16 protein-coding genes are annotated in these 17,401 nt (G+C 20.1%); 4 read left to right on the top strand and 12 right to left on the bottom strand.

Annotated elements, in window-relative coordinates:
* Positions 1 to 34 precede the first annotated feature (34 nt).
* The 3 genes from grpE to gyrA all read left to right on the top strand — a co-directional run bounded on the left by grpE (position 35) and on the right by gyrA (position 4,046).
* Positions 35 to 586, top strand: coding sequence for a nucleotide exchange factor GrpE (gene grpE / locus BTSPAZIEG_RS00635; protein ID WP_075472461.1), 552 nt, complete (start codon positions 35 to 37; stop codon positions 584 to 586).
* A gap of 116 nt (positions 587 to 702) precedes the next feature.
* Positions 703 to 1,314 carry a peroxiredoxin gene (locus BTSPAZIEG_RS00630; RefSeq protein WP_075472459.1) on the top strand — a complete coding sequence of 204 codons (612 nt, stop codon included), beginning with the start codon at positions 703 to 705 and terminating at the stop codon, positions 1,312 to 1,314.
* A 233-nt stretch (positions 1,315 to 1,547) separates the two neighbouring features.
* Positions 1,548 to 4,046 carry a DNA gyrase subunit A gene (gyrA, locus tag BTSPAZIEG_RS00625; RefSeq protein WP_075472457.1) on the top strand — a complete coding sequence of 833 codons (2,499 nt, stop codon included), beginning with the start codon at positions 1,548 to 1,550 and terminating at the stop codon, positions 4,044 to 4,046.
* 250 nt (positions 4,047 to 4,296) lie between these two features.
* On the opposite strand, the gene pta is transcribed toward gyrA, so the two are convergent.
* The 6 genes from pta to prfA form a co-directional block, all read right to left on the bottom strand.
* Positions 4,297 to 5,292: a phosphate acetyltransferase gene (gene pta, locus BTSPAZIEG_RS00620; protein WP_075472455.1), complete on the bottom strand. Its 996-nt coding sequence runs from the start codon at positions 5,290 to 5,292 to the stop codon at positions 4,297 to 4,299.
* Between the two features lie 79 nt (positions 5,293 to 5,371).
* Positions 5,372 to 6,589 carry an acetate/propionate family kinase gene (locus BTSPAZIEG_RS00615; RefSeq protein WP_075472453.1) on the bottom strand — a complete coding sequence of 406 codons (1,218 nt, stop codon included), beginning with the start codon at positions 6,587 to 6,589 and terminating at the stop codon, positions 5,372 to 5,374.
* 156 nt (positions 6,590 to 6,745) lie between these two features.
* Positions 6,746 to 7,555: a tetratricopeptide repeat protein gene (locus tag BTSPAZIEG_RS00610; protein ID WP_075472451.1), complete on the bottom strand. Its 810-nt coding sequence runs from the start codon at positions 7,553 to 7,555 to the stop codon at positions 6,746 to 6,748.
* Positions 7,556 to 7,792: 237 nt separating this feature from the next.
* Complete coding sequence (gene prmC / locus BTSPAZIEG_RS00605; RefSeq protein ID WP_231937944.1) at positions 7,793 to 8,440, bottom strand: peptide chain release factor N(5)-glutamine methyltransferase; 648 nt, start codon at positions 8,438 to 8,440, stop codon at positions 7,793 to 7,795.
* Between the two features lie 44 nt (positions 8,441 to 8,484).
* Entirely contained in the window at positions 8,485 to 8,628 is a 144-nt protein-coding gene (locus BTSPAZIEG_RS02130; protein WP_154017294.1) for a hypothetical protein, read from the bottom strand.
* A gap of 15 nt (positions 8,629 to 8,643) precedes the next feature.
* A complete protein-coding gene (prfA, locus tag BTSPAZIEG_RS00600; RefSeq protein ID WP_075472449.1) occupies positions 8,644 to 9,714 on the bottom strand; it encodes a peptide chain release factor 1 in 1,071 nt (356 codons plus the stop codon).
* 378 nt (positions 9,715 to 10,092) lie between these two features.
* On the opposite strand from prfA, the gene BTSPAZIEG_RS00595 reads away from it, so the two are divergent.
* Complete coding sequence (locus BTSPAZIEG_RS00595) at positions 10,093 to 11,037, top strand: ribose-phosphate pyrophosphokinase (protein WP_269447315.1); 945 nt, start codon at positions 10,093 to 10,095, stop codon at positions 11,035 to 11,037.
* Positions 11,038 to 11,117: 80 nt separating this feature from the next.
* On the opposite strand, the gene BTSPAZIEG_RS00590 is transcribed toward BTSPAZIEG_RS00595, so the two are convergent.
* The 6 genes from BTSPAZIEG_RS00590 to nuoI all read right to left on the bottom strand — a co-directional run bounded on the left by BTSPAZIEG_RS00590 (position 11,118) and on the right by nuoI (position 17,392).
* Positions 11,118 to 12,563 carry a proton-conducting transporter membrane subunit gene (locus BTSPAZIEG_RS00590; protein ID WP_075472445.1) on the bottom strand — a complete coding sequence of 482 codons (1,446 nt, stop codon included), beginning with the start codon at positions 12,561 to 12,563 and terminating at the stop codon, positions 11,118 to 11,120.
* Positions 12,564 to 12,577: 14 nt separating this feature from the next.
* Positions 12,578 to 14,086 carry a complex I subunit 4 family protein gene (locus BTSPAZIEG_RS00585; protein WP_075472443.1) on the bottom strand — a complete coding sequence of 503 codons (1,509 nt, stop codon included), beginning with the start codon at positions 14,084 to 14,086 and terminating at the stop codon, positions 12,578 to 12,580.
* A 77-nt stretch (positions 14,087 to 14,163) separates the two neighbouring features.
* The gene (locus BTSPAZIEG_RS00580; protein WP_075472441.1) at positions 14,164 to 16,008 is read right to left on the bottom strand and encodes an NADH-quinone oxidoreductase subunit L; all 1,845 of its coding nucleotides are present in this window, start codon (positions 16,006 to 16,008) and stop codon (positions 14,164 to 14,166) included.
* Complete coding sequence (gene nuoK, locus BTSPAZIEG_RS00575; RefSeq protein ID WP_075472439.1) at positions 16,005 to 16,307, bottom strand: NADH-quinone oxidoreductase subunit NuoK; 303 nt, start codon at positions 16,305 to 16,307, stop codon at positions 16,005 to 16,007. The genes BTSPAZIEG_RS00580 and nuoK overlap by 4 nt, the downstream gene beginning before the upstream one ends.
* A 15-nt stretch (positions 16,308 to 16,322) precedes the next feature.
* Complete coding sequence (locus BTSPAZIEG_RS00570; RefSeq protein WP_075472437.1) at positions 16,323 to 16,829, bottom strand: NADH-quinone oxidoreductase subunit J; 507 nt, start codon at positions 16,827 to 16,829, stop codon at positions 16,323 to 16,325.
* Between the two features lie 20 nt (positions 16,830 to 16,849).
* The gene (nuoI, locus tag BTSPAZIEG_RS00565; protein ID WP_075472435.1) at positions 16,850 to 17,392 is read right to left on the bottom strand and encodes an NADH-quinone oxidoreductase subunit NuoI; all 543 of its coding nucleotides are present in this window, start codon (positions 17,390 to 17,392) and stop codon (positions 16,850 to 16,852) included.
* Between the last annotated feature and the right edge of the window lie 9 nt (positions 17,393 to 17,401).

Raw genomic sequence — 17,401 nt, 5'->3', positions numbered from 1 at the left:
ATATAAAAAAATTATTATTATATAAGATAAAAAAATGATACAAGAAGAAAATTTTGAAAAAAACTTAGATAAAGAAACAAAAATAGACAAAAATTTTAAAAACGAAATTAAAAAAAATAACATTGAGATACAAACTAAAAAAAAAGAAATCGATATTCTTAAAAAAGACATTAATAATGTAAAATTGAGATATTATGCAACATTAGATAATATTAAAAAAAATACAACAAAAGAAATAAAAATTATTAAAAAAATGCTATTTAAAAATTTTTTTAAAAAATTATATCCTATTTTATTACAATTTAAAAAATTTTTACATGATACAAAAAAAAAAAATATAGATATGCATCCAATTGTTAAAGGCTTAAAATTAACGCAAAAATCATTTCAAAAAAATTTTAAAATATGGAAAATTAAAGAAATTAATCAAAGTTCTATAAAATACGATCCAAATATACATATTTTAGAAAATAAAGATCCTCAATTAAATAAATCAAATCAAAAATTTAATTTAGTAAAAATTATTAAACACGGTTATATGATTCAAGATGAAGTTATTAAAAAAGCAATCGTAAAAATAATTTAATTTTTTAAAAAAAATATAAAAAATTTTTTCTTTCAAAACATATAATTCAAATAAATTTTTTAAAACTTATTAAAAAATTTAAAAATATTAAATTTTTATATTTTAAAGGATTAAAAATGATCTTAACAGCGCAAAAAGCACCTAATTTTACAGCATCAGCTCTTTTACCTAATGGAAAAATTATACATGATTTTAATATGTTAAAATACGCAAAAAAAAAATATATTCTTCTTTTTTTTTGGCCATTAGATTTTACATTTGTGTGTCCTTCTGAACTATTAGAATTTAATACTTTATATGAAGAATTTGAAAAAAGAAATGTATGTTTGATTGGAATATCTATTGATTCAGTATATACTCATCACGCCTGGGTGCATACAGATTTAAAAAATGGCGGCATTGGATTGATGAAATATCCTTTAATTTCTGATCTTACACGCAATATTCAAAGCATATATGGAATTGAACATCCGAATTTAGGAATTTCTTTAAGATCGTCTTTTTTGATAGATCGCGATCATATTGTTAGACATCAATCTGTTAATGATTTACCAATAGGACGGAATATTCATGAAATACTTCGTATTATTGATGCTTTACAATTTCATGAAAAAAATGGAGAAGTTTGTCCTGCAAATTGGACGTCTGGAAAAAAAGGAATTATTGCATCTCCAGAAGGAATTAGAAATTATTTAACACAAAAATACAAAAATCATATTAAAAAATAATTGATATGTTACAATTTAATTTCCATAAAATATTTTTTTATATGTAGAAAACTTGGAAACAAAAATCAGAAAAAAAATTTTATACATTTCTGATTTTTGTTTTTTAAAAAAAATATTTTTTTTAAAAAAAATAAAATATAAATTAAACTATAAAAAATAAAAAACCAATATATTAAAAAAATATAAATGATATTATTTTTTATAAAAAATTATAAGATAGAGATTAAAAATTAATGGAAGATCTTTCTAAAAATATTACACCTGTCAATATTGAAAAAGAATTAAAAAATTCATATTTAGATTATGCAATGTCTGTAATTATTGGAAGAGCATTACCAGATGTTCGCGATGGATTAAAACCAGTACATCGACGTATATTATTTGCGATGAGTGTATTAAAAAATGAATGGAATAAACCACATAAAAAATCTGCAAGAATCGTAGGAGATGTTATTGGAAAATATCATCCACATGGCGATACAGCAGTATATGATGCAATTGTAAGAATGGCCCAACCTTTTTCATTACGTTATACATTAATCGATGGACAAGGAAATTTTGGTTCAATTGATGGTGATTCAGCAGCAGCAATGAGATACACAGAAGTTCGAATGTCAAAAATTGCACATGAAATGTTATGTGATTTAGAAAAAAATACTATTAATTTTTTACCTAATTATGATGGAACAGAAAAAATTCCAGAAATTTTACCAACAAAAATTCCTAATTTACTTATTAATGGATCTTCTGGAATTGCTGTTGGAATGGCAACTAATATTCCTCCACATAATTTAAGTGAAGTGATTAATGGGTGTTTAGCATATATACATAACAATGAAATTTCTTTAAAAGAATTAATGAAATTGATACCTGGTCCAGATTTTCCAACTGCTGGAATTATTAATGGAAAATCAGGAATTGAAGAAGCATATCGAACAGGACGTGGTAAAATTTTAATACGTTCAAAAAGTTCTTTAGAAACAAATATTAAAACAAAAAAAAAATCTATTGTTATTCATGAAATTCCATATCAAGTAAATAAAACTCGATTAATAGAAAAAATTTCTGAGCTTATTAAAGAAAAAAAAATTGAAGGTATTTCTACTATTCGAGATGAATCTGATAAAGATGGAATGAGAATTGTTATAGAATTAAAAAAAGAAACAATTTCAGAGTTAATTTTAAATCAATTATATTCTTTAACATCTTTACAAACATCGTTTGGATTCAACATGGTTGCTTTATGTGCAGGACAACCACGGGTAATGAATTTAAAGAATATTTTGCATGAATTTGTTATGCACCGACAACAAATTATTTCTAGACGCTCACAATATGAATTAAATAAATATAAAAAAAGATTACATATTTTAAAAGGATTTACTATAGCATTAAACAACATTAATATTATTCTAGAAATTATTAAAAAATCAAATACGATACATATTGCAAAAAAAACGTTAATGGAAACCCCATGGAAAATAATAAAAAAAAAATATAATAACAAAACTACTTTAAACGAAAATATACAAAAAAAATATTTTTTAAGTCAAAGACAAACTCATGCAATATTAGACATTAAATTACATAAATTAACTACTTTAGAAAATAACAAAATTCAAAAAGAATATTTAACTTTAAAAAAAGAAAAAAAAAAATTAATAGAAATTTTATCTACACCTAAAAAACTAATTTCTGTACTTGAAGATGAATTGTTAATTTTGAAGAAACAATTTTCTGATTCAAGAAAAACAAAAATTTTAAATCAAGAAACAGAAATTTTAATAGAAGATTTAATCCCTAAAGAAAATGTTGTAGTAACTTTATCTCATTCTGGATATGTTAAATATCAACCTATTACTGAATATAATGCACAAAAAAGAGGAGGAAAAGGAAAATCAGCTGCAAAAACGAAAGCAGAAGATTATATCCAAAGTTTATTAGTAACTCATACACATGATACAATTTTATGCTTTTCTAGTCGTGGTATTGTATATTGGATGAAAGTGTACCAACTTCCAGAAACTAGTCGTCATGCTCGTGGGAGACCTATTGTAAATTTATTACCTTTAAACAAAACTGAACGAATTACTACAATTTTACCTTTAACTAAATATACTGCTTCTTTTAATATTTTTATGGCAACTTCACATGGTTATGTAAAAAAAACTTCTTTAAATCAATTTAAAAAACCTCGTAATTCAGGAATTATTGCAATCAAATTACGTGAAAACGATGAATTAATTGGAGTTTCTTTAACCAATGGTTTTAATCAAGTAATGTTATTTACTTCAAAAGGAAAAGCAGTACATTTCCAAGAAAAAACTGTTCGTAAAATGGGAAGAACTGCTTCGGGAATAAAAGGAATGAAAATCGAAAAAAATGATAAAGTAGTTTCTCTTTTAATTCCAAAAAAAAATGAAAATATTTTAATAGTAACAGAAAATGGTTTTGGCAAACAAACATCTTCAAAAGAATTTCCAATTAAATCACGAGCAACAAAAGGAATTATTTCTATTAAAGTAACTCCTAGAAATGGTGTCGTAATCGGAGCTATACAAATACAAAAAAATGATCAAATTATGATAATTACAAATGCCGGTACATTAGTACGTACACGAGTTTCTGAAGTGACTATTTTAAAACGTAATACGCAAGGAGTAATATTAATACGAACAAATAAAAAAGAAAAAGTAGTGGCTTTACAAAAAGTTCGCAATACTAATTTATAATAAAAATATAATAATTTGCATAATATATGCCTCTTATTATTTTTCTGACTATTACTATTACTATTGTAAAAATATTATATACAAAAAAATAAATTTATACTTAAAATTTATTATATTTACATTTTGAAAAATATAAAAAACATTATATCTATTAGAACGTAAAAAAATAAAAAAGAGGCATATATAATTTTTTAAAATTATATTTTTCTTTTAAATCGATATAAAAAAGTTTTTTAAAAATTTTAAAAATTTATTCAGAAGAAACTTGTATTGCAGTTAAAATTGCGGTATATACAATATCTGTTACAGATGCACCTCGAGATAAATCATTAACTGGTTTTAAAAGACCTTGTAAAATTGGTCCAATAGAAATAATACCAGAAGAACGTTGGACAGCTTTATAAGTAATATTACCAGAATTTAAATCTGGAAAAATTAAAATATTTGATTTGCCTTTCAAAGGAGAATTTGGACTTTTTAATTTAGAGACTGTCGTGCTAATAGCTGCATCATATTGTAAAGGGCCATCAATTATTATATTTTTTTTTGTTTTTTTAACTAAATTAATTGCTTGAATAATTTTTTGAGTCATTTCGTTTTTTATTAAAATACCTGTGTTATATGAAAGCATAGCAATTCGTGGTTTTATCAATACTTGAGAAGCAGTATCCGCAGTTTGTAATGCTATTTTTGATAACTGTACATAATTAGGGCTAATATTTAATGCACAATCAGCATATAATAAAATTTTTTTTGGTAATAACATAAAAAACATAGAAGACACAAATGATTTTTTAACTGTTGCTTGAATTAATTGCAATGTAGGACGAATAACATCAGAAGTCATATGCTCAATCCCTGCTACCATTCCATCAACTTTTCCAGATTCTAAAATCATAATAGATAAAATAATTGAATTATTTAATAAAAGTTCTTTTGCTAATTCTATATTCATTCCTTTCTTAGATCTTAAAAACATTAAACGATTTAAATATTTAAGATATATTTTTTTAGGATTAATAATTTTAATATTTTTTTTCAAAGGAATTTTCCAAACCTTTGATAACAAAAAAATTCGTTTTTTATTACCTAAAAGTACACAATTAATTAAATTTTCAGTCATACAAATAGAGACTGCTTGTAAAATTTTTTTATTATAACTTTCAGGAAAAATAATAGTTCTTAACTTTTCTTTAGCTTTTTTTTTTAATAATTTTTTAAAATTTTTTACAATATTTTCACACATAATTAAACCATTTTAGTAATAAAAAAAATTAAATATTTTTAAAAAAATGTATTAAATAAAAATTTTATAACAAAAAATTTTATTTTTGTTCACAATTTTTTAATATTTTAAACGTTTCAGAAGCAATCATTTTTTCTTCATCAGCTGCTATAACAAAAATTGGAATACTTTTTTCTTGATGAATAGATGAATTTTTTTGAAAATTATTATTTATATTTTTTATTTTATCTAATTTAAAACCAAGAAATTGAATTTTTTTAATAATCTTTTTACGAATTAATCCAGAATTTTCTCCAATACCACCTGTAAAAATTAATGCATCTATTTTTCCATTTAAAGGAACAAAATAACTTGCGATATATTTAGATAAACGATAACAAAAAATTTTAATCGAAATTTCAGTTTGAATATTGTCTTTATATTGTTTTTCTAAAATTCTAAAATCACTATTTATTTCGCTTAATCCTAATAATCCTGATTTTTTCATCAAAATTTTTTTAATTTTTTTAATAGGAATTTTTAAAATTTCATATAAATAAAAAATAATAGAAGGATCTAAATCACCACATCGAGTTCCCATAACTAATCCTTCTAATGGTGTTAATCCCATAGAAGTATCTGCTGATTTTCCTTTTACAATTGCCGTAATAGAAGCACCATTTCCTAAATGACAAATAATTAAATTTGTAGAATAAATATTTTTATTTAATAAAACAGCACTTTTTTGTGTAATGTACAAATAATTAATCCCATGAGCTCCATAACGGCGTATTTTATGTTTTTTATAAAAAAAATAAGGAATAGCATATAAAAAAGCAATTTTAGGTATAGTAGAATGAAAAGTAGTATCAAAAATAGCAACATTTTTATCAGATAAATGAGGTAAATATTTTAAAGAATTTTTTATTCCTAATAAATTATTAGGATTATGTAAAGGAGCATAAATGCTAGATTTTTTAATTTTTATTAAAATTTCTTTTGTAATTAAAGAAGTTTTTTTTATTTCTTCGCCTCCATGAACTACTCGATGACCAACTCCTATGATATTATTATAATATTTTTTAAATTGATTTTTCAATAAATTAAAAATAAATTTTAATCCAATTTTATAAGTAATTTTTTTTTTAAAATAAAAAATTTCTTTTGAAAAGTTTAAATGAGTCCACATTGCACAAACTTTTGAAGTTTTTAAATAATCTATAACTCCTTTCAAAAAAATTTTTTTTTTAAAATTAATAATTGAAAATTTTATAGTAGAACTACCACAATTTAAAACTAAAATTACTTTTTTTTCCATTTGTTAATCCTTTTAAAAAATAAAAAAAATCTTTTTTATTAAAAAATAAATACCATTTTTAAAAAATTTTAATATTAAAAATAATAAATTATCTATATTTTTTTTTAAAAAAAATGTTATAAAAAATAATATATTATATTAATATTTTTAAAAAAATTAATGAAAAATAATTAATTTTCTTTCAATAGTTCGTATTTGCGCTTTAATAATTTCACTAATAGGATCTTCTGGACAATTTTCTACAAAATATAATAAATCTTTTACAGCTACATGATAACAATCTAATTGAGAAAATATTAAACCGCGATCGCGAATTTCATATGGATCTTTTGGATATAATTTTAATAAAATTTCACTAACTTTTAAAGATAATTCTATTTTACGTTCATCTATTAAAGCAATTTTTAAAATATTTAATATTTTTTGAATAACTTGAGTAGATTTTGAAATTTTTAAATCTTTTAAACATAATTTACAAGTAGGGCTAATATTCCCTTTTAACCATAATTCTAAAATGTGAGTATTTATGAATTCTCCATTTACTGGATTTAAAAAAAAAATTTCATTTTCTATATTTATAAATTTTAAAATTAATTGAGTAGGAAATAAAACAGGAAAAACAGGTAATTTAAAATATGAAAAAAAATGTAATAAAATTATTCCTAAAGTAAAAGAAGTACCATATTTAAATTTAAATACAGCATCTAACCAAATAATTTCTGAAACTTTATGTTTTTTATCAATTTCTTTAAAATTCCAAATAGTATAAAAATATTTTAAAATTTTTTGAATCTTTTTTATTTCAGTATCTTCATGACATAATACTTTTTCTAAACTATAAATGTTTTTTATTATTTCCTTTTTAATAAAATTTTTCAAAAAATTTTTTTTAATTTCTGACATTATTTCAATCATAATATCAAAAATTGAAGTATTTAAAAAATCAATTTTTGTTAAATCTATCATATATTTCCTAAGTATTAATTCTTTAAAAAAATTATTAAAATTTAATAATCAAATAAATTTTTTCAAATAAAAAATTATTAAAAAATTTATTTAAAAAATAAAAAAAATTAATTATTTAAAATATTTTATATTTTTTAATATTTTAAATAATAAAATTATTATAAAAATTTTTATATATAAAAATTTTACTTATTAAAATTTAAAAAAGTTATTTTTAAATTACTTTTAAATTCAAAATTAATACACATATTTTCCACATGTTACTCTATAATATCCATTATAATCTCGATATGATTTGATAGAAAAAAAATTATATTTTTTAAAAAAGTATTGTATAATTTTAGTTTGTTTATAATCATGTTCCAAAAAAAGCCATCCATTATTATATAAAAATTTAGGAGATTGTTTTATAATATATTTAATATGTTCTAAACCTGAATTTCCTGAGACTAATGAAAAATAAGGTTCATATAATAAATTAGAATATAATTTTTTAAAATCTAAAAATGACAAATAAGGAGGATTACTTACTATAATATGAAATTTTTTTTTATGCAACTCAGAAAACCAATTGCTATATAAAAAAAATATATTCAATAATTTTAAAGATAAAGCATTTTTTTTAGCAACCATCAGAGAAAAAAAATTATTGTCAATACCTATAACATAACATTTTGGACATTCATAAGATAATGCTATTGCAATCGCACCACTTCCTGTACCTAAATCCAAAATTTTTAAAGAAAAATTATTAATTTTTTTTAAAACTTGTTCTATTATTATTTCTGTATCAACTCTAGGAATTAAAACAAAAGAATTCACATATAATTTTAATGACCAAAATTCTTTTTGATGAATTAAATATGCAATAGGTTCCCCATTAATTCGTCGTTTTAATAATGATTCTAAAATTTCTATTTCTTGTTTTGTTAATTTTTTTTTTCTTCTACCATCATTAATTGTATAGAAGTATATTTCAAAACATATTGTAATAAAAGATAAACATCTAACTGAGGACTAAGACTGTTAAATAATCTATTTGTTGCAGATAAAAACCAATCAAAAATTATCATAATAATATCCAAAAATTATATATTTAACAAAAGATCTGTTTGATATTCTTGTAATATAGGTAGAATTAATAAATCTAAATTACCTAATAAAATTTCATCTAATCTATACAATGTTAAATTAATTCGATGATCTGTTACACGATTTTTAGGAAAGTTATAAGTACGATTACGATCAGTACGAGTACCAGTTCCTAATAAATTTTTTCTCATTAAAGAACTTTTTAAACGTTGTTTTTGTAATTGAAGAGTATGAATTTTAGATAAAAGAACTGATAAAGCTTTATCTTTATTTTTGTGTTGTGATCGTTCATCTTGACATTCTACCACGCATCCAGTAGGTATATGTGTAATTCGAACGGCTGAATCTGTAGTATTAACATGCTGACCACCAGCTCCTGAAGATCTAAAAGTATCTATTTTTAAATCTGAATTTTTTAAAATTATTTTTTTAGATTGTTTAAATTCAGGCATAACAGCAACTGTGCAAGAAGAAGTATGAATTCGACCTTGAGATTCAGTTTGAGGAATTCTTTGAACACGATGACCTCCAGATTCAAATTTTAATTTTCCTGATGCACCCTGACCAATAATTTTTAAAATAATTTCTTTATAACCACCATATTCACCAATATTTTTGCTTACTATCTCTACTTTCCATAAATTTAATTCAGCATACAAAATATACATCTTACATAAATCTCTGGAAAATAATGCTGCTTCATCTCCTCCAGTAGCAGCGCGAATTTCAATATAACAATTATGATTATCTTGAGGATCTATAGGTATTAATAAAGATTTCAATTTATTTAATAAATCATTACTTTTTTTTTTTAAAATAATTAATTCTTTTATTGCTAAATTTTTTAATTCAATATCAGATAATAACAATTCTGTTTGTTTAATATGTATTAAAGATTTTTTCCACAACATAAAAACATTATTTAAAATACTTAAATTAGAATATTCTTTTGAAAATTTTATATATTCTAAACGTGTCAAATTTTTATAATTATTTTGCAATAATTTATCTAATTTTTTATAACGTTTAGATAAATTTTCTAATTTTTGTAATAAAGACTTATTCATAACAATTATATATCCTATTATATATAATCACATTTAAACATTTTAAATTTATTCAAAATAAAAAACTATTTTATTTTTTAAAACTAAATTAAATGACTATATAATATTTTGTAAAAGAAAATATTTGAACATTTTATATTTTTTGAAACATGATAATAATCTTTTAAATATGCTACAATTTTCTATAATATAGAATATTATTAAATTTAAAAGAATACAATATTATTTTACCATAATAATTAAAATATAATATTTAAAATAATTTATATTAAAAAATATTTTATAAAAAATTTTTATTTTAAAAATTTTATTATTTAAAAATCTAAAATATGTTTTTTATATTTTCTCAATTAAATACATGGTTCTAATATGTCAGAAATAAAATTATTTACAGGAAATTCTATTCCAAAATTAGCAAAAAAAATTGCACAATGTTTAAACTTACAATTAGGAAAATCTAAAGTTAGTAAATTTAGTGATGGTGAAATTAGTGTACAAATTAATGAAAATATTCGAGGATATGATATTTTCTTAATACAATCAACTTGTGTTCCTGCTAATGATAATTTAATGGAATTAATAATTATGGCAGATGCTTTAAAAAGAGCATCAGCCAGAAAAATAACAGCTGTTATACCTTACTTTGGATATGCGCGACAAGATCGTCGAATACATTCTTCTCGTGTTCCTATTACAGCTAAAGTAATCGCAAATATTTTATCACATGTAGGTATTAATCATATTTTAACTATTGATTTACATGCGGAACATATTCAAGGTTTTTTTGACATTCCAATTGATAACATGTTTGGTAGTTTAATTTTATTACAAGATATTCTAAAAACAAAATTATCTAAACCAATGATTATTTCTCCAGATATTGGTGGAATTATAAGAGCTCGTGAAATATCTAAATTATTAAAAAATTCAGATATAGCAATTATAGATAAAAGAAGACCTCAAATTAATGTTTCACAAGTTATGAATATTATTGGAGATGTAAAAAATAGAAATTGTATTTTAATTGATGATATGATTGACACCAGTTCTACATTATGTCAAGCAGCTGAAGCTTTAAAAAAAAAAGGAGCAAAAAAAATTTTAGCTTATGCAACTCATCCTGTATTTTCTGGAAATGCTGTAAAAAATTTAAAAACATCAAAAATCAATGAAATAATCGTATGTAATACAATTCCATTATCATCAGAAATAAAAAAATTAAAAAATTTACGTGTTTTAACAGTAGCACCAATTTTAGCGGAAGCTATCAGAAGAATTAATAAAGAAAAATCAATTTCAGAAATGTTTAAAAATTCTTTTTAAAAAAAAATTAATAATTTCATCTCTCAAAAAAATATTTGAGAGATTTTTAAAATTTGAATTATTATGTTTTTTAAAAAATGTTAAAACTTTAAAATATTTGGAAAAAATCCATAAAATACTAATGTACTAATCAAAAAAATTATCATAATAATATAAATTTTTGAAATTTTGAATGTTTTTTGAAAAAATAATGCATTAAATTTTTCAGGAAATAAATATATATTTTGTAAAAACGGAAAATAGCAAAAAATACTAAAAAAACTACTATATACTAAAGAAAATAATAAAAACCATAATTTTTTTTTAATTGCAAATCTTAATAAATAAAATTTTCCCCAAAAATTTAAAGTTAATGGAAAACCAGAAAATACAAATAATAAAATTGTTATAATAATTCCAAACACTGGATGATACCAAAATAATCCTTTCAAAGAATGATACTGTATATTTTGTTTTTTTTTATCTTGTTGATATTCTAAAATACTTAAAATACTAAAAAAACAAATAGTGCTTAATATGTAACTTATTATACTATATATAAATTCTGGAAAAATTTTATTTAAAAAAGAATTATTTAAAAGAAGCATTAATATTAAACCTGTATGAGAAATCGAAGCATAACTCAAAACAATTTTAATATTTTTTTGAAAAAACGCTAAAAAATTTCCAAAAAATATTGAAAGTATTATAAAAAAAAATAAAATTTGATAAGTAATAATATAATTTTTTAAATAATAAATTTTTGAAAGAAAATGAGTTAAAAAAAGAATTAAAGAAATTTTTGTTGCTGTTGTAAAATATATTAAGACTGGAGAAAAAGTAAATTTATATATATCACGTAAAAAAAAATGAAATGGAAATAAAGACAATTTAAAAAAAATAGGAATTAAAATAAACAAAACACTGATATTAATTAATACTTTAGTAACTGAATTGTTACATAATATAAAATAAGAAAAAATATTAGAAAAATTTAAACTTCCATATATTAAATATAAAAACGCAAATCCTAATAACATAAAAGAAGTTGTTAATATAGAAACAAAAAAATATTTTATAGAAATAATTAATGTATATTTTGTATTTGAACAATTTATCAAACCTATTATTGGTAAAAATAATAATTCCATACCCATTAAAAATAAAATAATATGTGTTGATAAACTAACTATAATACCTCCAATAATTGATATTAATAAAAATAAATAAAAAATTTCTTTTTGAACATAATTAAAATTGAGAAAATATTTTATAAAAATACAAGTAAAAAATCCTGAAATATATAATAATCCTAAAAAAATACGAGTATAATTATCATAAATAATAAATTTTGATAAACTAAAAAAAATTTTATAATTAGGAAAAAATAAAAAAATAACACAAAAAATTAAACTTAATAAAACTGTATAATAACTAATAAAAAAATTTTTATATAATGACATATTTAACATAATAATAATGATAGAAAATATTAAAATTGCAATCGAAAAAATAGGTATAAAAGTTTTAAAAATATCTAATATCATTTATTGAAACCTTATTAAATAAGAAAAAATAAATTTTTTTGAGAGATAAAAGTAAACCAAGATGTAGAAAAATTAAAAACTATTTGAGGAAAAATACCAATTAAAAAAATTAAAAAAATTATCCAATATAACAAAATATATGAAAAAAATACGTTTTTTTGAATAAATGAAACTTTATTTTCAGGTCCATAATACATTGAAACAATTATTTTTAATATAAAACCTACTAAAAATAATAAATTAAAAACTACAATACTAACTAATATTGGGGAGATTAAAAAAGATCCTAACAATATTAAAATTTCTCCACTAAAATTTCCTGTTCCAGGTATTCCGATATTAATCAATAAAAAAAATAAAAAAAAGGATGATAAAGAAGTAAAATTTTGAGAAAGTTTTATATAAGAAAAAATATTATAAGTATTGAAGTTTTCTTTTAAATTTTTTATTATAATAAATAATGCAGATGTTATTAAAGTACAAGATACAAAATATAAAAACATTCCTTGATAAGAAAATTGATTTATATTATTTAATGCTAAAAAAATTATTCCAATATGTATCATTGACAAAGAAGTAATAATTTTTTTAATATTATTCTGTGTATAAACTAAAAAAATATTATAAAAAATAGTTAAAAAACTTAAAAAATTTCCAATTTTAAAAAAAATTGATAACACATTTGGAAAAAAGCATAAATTAAAACGTAAAAAACCGTATAAAGAAGTTTTTAATAAAAAACCTAAAATATCAATTGAACCTGAAGCAGGAGTACAAAGATGAATATTAGAATACCAATCTTGAAATGGGAAGATCGGCATTTTAATAATAAAAGCAAGAAAAAAACCTAACATTAAAAAAAATTCTTTATTAAAAGGCAAAATTACTTTTTGTAATATTAAATAATCAAAAGTCAATAATCCTGTTAAATTATAATATTCTTGAACTAAATATAAAATTGAAATTAATAAAAACATTCCAGATATTTGAGAATAAACAAAAAATTTTTTTATTGTTTGAGAAACAAATTGAATATTTAATTCTTCATTATGCCAATACAAAATTAAAAAATATAACGGAAAAATTGTTAATTCCCAAAACAAAAAAAATAAAAATAAATCTTCAGATAAAAACACTCCAAAAAAACCTAATATTGTTAATAAAAAATAAAAATAAAATAATCCAGAATTTTTATAATTTATATTCCAATCACACATAACTGCAATACAACTTATTAAAGACGTTAAAATAATCATTAATAATGATAAACTGTCTAACCTTAAATGAAACGAAATTCCAAATTCTGGCAACCAAATCTTTTGAAAATCTAATAAAAACAAACTATTATTAGATAAATTATTCAATAAAAAAAATTTTTTATAAAAAATATAAATAGATACTATTAAACAACCTACAGAAGTTAACAAAGTAATAAAAAAAGGTAATATAGTTTTTTTATTAAAAAATAATAAACATATAATAGAACTAAAAAAAGGTACTACAATAAAAAACAATAATAACATTATTATGTTACTCCGAAATATTTTAAAAAATTAAAAAATTATATTTTTTTAAAAAATTTTTTTTAAAACTTAAAAATTTAAAAAAAATATATACACATTAATAAAATAATTATATTTATTATAATAATTATGCTGAAATACCAAGAAAATTTTTTTTTATTTTCTAATAATTTCCAATTACTCAAAAATTTTATTAAAATCGAAAAAATATCAAAAAAATTTTCTAAATAATTTTTTTTAAAAAATTGTATATAATTAAAAAAAAATAAACAAAATAATTTTTTATATAATTTGTTAAAATACCAATCTTTTTTAATAACTTTTTGAAAAAATTTTATAAAATTTTTTCTTCGATAAAAAAAACATATATCTTGAAAAAATTTTTTAAACATATATAAAAAAATTCCACCTAACATCGAAATTAAAAATGTAAAAATACTCATTTTCCATGAAATTTCATTAATTATCATAGAAATAGATGAAAAATTATAAAATTTCTGAATCCCAAAATATGTTACAGGTAAACAAGAAATACTTAAAATAATTAACGAAAAATTTTGTAAAATATCATTCTTTTTAATGTATTTTGAATCAAAAACTGAAAAATTAAAAATATAAAAAAATACACGAAATGTATAAATGCTTGTAAAAAAAGTACCTAACATTGCTAAAGACAAAACAAAAAAATGATTAGATTTTAAAAGAGAAACAAAGATTTGTTCTTTACTGTAAAAACTAGAAGTTATAAATGGAAATGATAATAAAGATAAACAACCAACAAAAAAACTAAAAAAAATAATTTTAAAATTTTTATATGAAACATTTATTTTAAAAATATTACGTTCATAATTCAAGTTTTTAATTAAAGAACCAGAAGCTAAGAATAATAATGCTTTAAAAAATGAATGAGATAATAAATGTAAAAAAGCTGCATGAATATTTTTAATTCCTAATGATAAAAATAAATATCCCATTTGACTCATTGTAGAATAAGCCAAAATTTTTTTTAAATCAGATTGAAAAATTGCAGTAAAACTTGAAATTATTAATGTAAATACTCCTATCCAAATCAAAAATTTTAAAATTATAGGAGATAATAAAAAAAAATAATAAGTTTTTATAATTAAATAAATACCTAATGTAACCATAGTAGCAGCATGAAACAATGCTGAAATCGGTGTAGGACCTACCATAGCATCTAACAACCAAATATGAACTGGAATTTGAGCAGATTTTCCGATAGCACCTAATAATAAAAAAAAAGAAATAATATGATTATAAAAATGATTTTTTAATATTAAAGAATTGTAAAAAACAACATTTTTTAATTTTAAAAAATTTAAAGTATGATATCTTTGTATGATTAAAAACATTGCAATTAATAAAAAAGAATCAGTAAATCGAGTTATTAAAAAAGATTTTAATGCTGAATAACCATTTTCAATTTTTTTTTTATAAAAACCAATTAACAAATATGAGCATAATCCTGCACCTTCCCAACTAAAAAACATTAATAACAAATTGTCAGATAAAATTAAAATTTCAATCCACATAATAAACAAATTAATATATGCGAAATAACGAGATATATCATCGTTTTTTTCCATATACCAAATAGAAAAAAAATTAATTAAAAAACCAATAAAAGTAACCATATCAAGTAACAAAATAGATTTTTTATTAATAATAAAATTAAATTTTATATTAAATAAATCACATTTTATCCACGACCATAAAGGAATTATTAATGTTTGCGGATGATAATATAAAAGAAAAGTTGTTTTTATTACACACAAAAAAGATAAAAAAACAAAAAAATTTCCTATAAAATAAATTATTTTTTTAGAAAATAAATTTTTATTAAATAATAATAATAAAAAACTTAAAAAAGGAAAAAATATAGCTAAATTCACAAAAATCATTTATGTTTCTCACTTAATTTATCAAGATTTAATGTTTTATAATATTGAGAGATATTGAAAAGAATAATTAATGCAATGCTAGCTTCCGCTGCAGCAACAGTAATAATTACAATATACATAATTTGTCCATCTAGAGTTCTCCAGTATTCTCCTACTATTACCCAAAAAAAAGCAATAGAATTTATAATAATCTCTAAACTAATTAATATAAAAAATAAATTACGACGAATAATTAAAGAACAAAAACCTAATAAAAACAATGTTAAAGATACCCAAAGACTCTTATATAAAGATATCATATATTTTTTTCCTTTTTAATAATTATTATTTTTTTTATATAAATTAATAAAAAAATACACTAAAATAATCGCAGTAAATAAAATTAAAGATGCTAATTCTACAATAAATACGTGATCTCGAAATAAAAAAATACCAATATTTTTTAAATTATATTGTTTAAAAATTATATTTTTATTCCAATAAGTAAAGAACATATAACTATATACGCTTATGAAAAATCCAAATAAACACATAAAAATTATATGATACAAAAAATTTTTTTTAGAAAATATTTCTATTTTTTTTTCTTTTTTAATATTAATTAACATAATTATAAACAAAAATAAAACCATGATTGCTCCTGAATAAATAATTACTTCAAGAGCTCCAATGAAATGAGTTCCAAATAAAAAAAAAAATCCTGAAATAGAAAATAAAGATAAAATGAAATATAATAAAGCATATATTGAATTAATTGTAAAAATTGATAAAAAAGTAAAAAAAATAGCTAAAAAACTTAATAAGTAAAATAAATAATTCATAAAAATTCCTTAATCTATCATTATGGTAATAAAGATTTAATATCTATTTTATTTTTTCTATGCAATTTTTTTCCCATTGAAACATTTTTTAATGTAACTCCAGAAAAAACGTAATAATCATATTTTTTCTTTTTCCCAGTACCTGAAATTAATAAATTATTTTTTTCATATATTAAATTTTTTCGTTTAAAATCGCCTAATTCCACATCTGGTATTAATTGAATCGCTGCAGTAGGACATGCTTCTTCACATAATCCACAAAAAATACATCTAGAAAAATTAATTCTAAAAAATTTTGAAAACCATCGACCATTTTTCTGTTCTGTTTTTTCTAATGCTATACAACCTACTGGACAAACAGCAGCACATAAACCACATGCAACACAACGTTCTTCACCGTTTGGTGTACATGTTAAAATAATTCTTCCTCGATATCGAGATGACAATCTTAAATTTTCTTCAGGATATAATCTAGTTTCTGATTTTTCAAAAATATTTAAAAAAATTAATAACAAACTTCGAATTTGACTGAATATTTTTAAAAAAAAATGTTTAAAGTACATAAATATTCC

The sequence above is a fragment of the Buchnera aphidicola (Tuberolachnus salignus) genome, assembly GCF_900016785.1.
Taxonomy (GTDB): Bacteria; Pseudomonadota; Gammaproteobacteria; order Enterobacterales; family Enterobacteriaceae; genus Buchnera_F; species Buchnera_F aphidicola_M.
Note: the sequence above shows the minus strand (reverse complement) of the source record. Positions and strands in the feature narration are given on the sequence as shown.

What these genes read in the sequence shown, in the direction of transcription:
- grpE (WP_075472461.1), top strand. Translation starts at nt 35, where the DNA reads ATGATACAAGAAGAAAATTTTGAAAAAAACTTAGATAAAGAAACAAAA.
- BTSPAZIEG_RS00630 (WP_075472459.1), top strand. Translation starts at nt 703, where the DNA reads ATGATCTTAACAGCGCAAAAAGCACCTAATTTTACAGCATCAGCTCTT.
- gyrA (WP_075472457.1), top strand. Translation starts at nt 1,548, where the DNA reads ATGGAAGATCTTTCTAAAAATATTACACCTGTCAATATTGAAAAAGAA.
- pta (WP_075472455.1), bottom strand. Translation starts at nt 5,292, where the DNA reads ATGTGTGAAAATATTGTAAAAAATTTTAAAAAATTATTAAAAAAAAAA.
- BTSPAZIEG_RS00615 (WP_075472453.1), bottom strand. Translation starts at nt 6,589, where the DNA reads ATGGAAAAAAAAGTAATTTTAGTTTTAAATTGTGGTAGTTCTACTATA.
- BTSPAZIEG_RS00610 (WP_075472451.1), bottom strand. Translation starts at nt 7,555, where the DNA reads ATGATAGATTTAACAAAAATTGATTTTTTAAATACTTCAATTTTTGAT.
- BTSPAZIEG_RS02130 (WP_154017294.1), bottom strand. Translation starts at nt 8,628, where the DNA reads ATGATAATTTTTGATTGGTTTTTATCTGCAACAAATAGATTATTTAAC.
- prfA (WP_075472449.1), bottom strand. Translation starts at nt 9,714, where the DNA reads ATGAATAAGTCTTTATTACAAAAATTAGAAAATTTATCTAAACGTTAT.
- BTSPAZIEG_RS00590 (WP_075472445.1), bottom strand. Translation starts at nt 12,563, where the DNA reads ATGATATTAGATATTTTTAAAACTTTTATACCTATTTTTTCGATTGCA.
- BTSPAZIEG_RS00585 (WP_075472443.1), bottom strand. Translation starts at nt 14,086, where the DNA reads ATGTTATTATTGTTTTTTATTGTAGTACCTTTTTTTAGTTCTATTATA.
- BTSPAZIEG_RS00580 (WP_075472441.1), bottom strand. Translation starts at nt 16,008, where the DNA reads ATGATTTTTGTGAATTTAGCTATATTTTTTCCTTTTTTAAGTTTTTTA.
- nuoK (WP_075472439.1), bottom strand. Translation starts at nt 16,307, where the DNA reads ATGATATCTTTATATAAGAGTCTTTGGGTATCTTTAACATTGTTTTTA.
- BTSPAZIEG_RS00570 (WP_075472437.1), bottom strand. Translation starts at nt 16,829, where the DNA reads ATGAATTATTTATTTTACTTATTAAGTTTTTTAGCTATTTTTTTTACT.
- nuoI (WP_075472435.1), bottom strand. Translation starts at nt 17,392, where the DNA reads ATGTACTTTAAACATTTTTTTTTAAAAATATTCAGTCAAATTCGAAGT.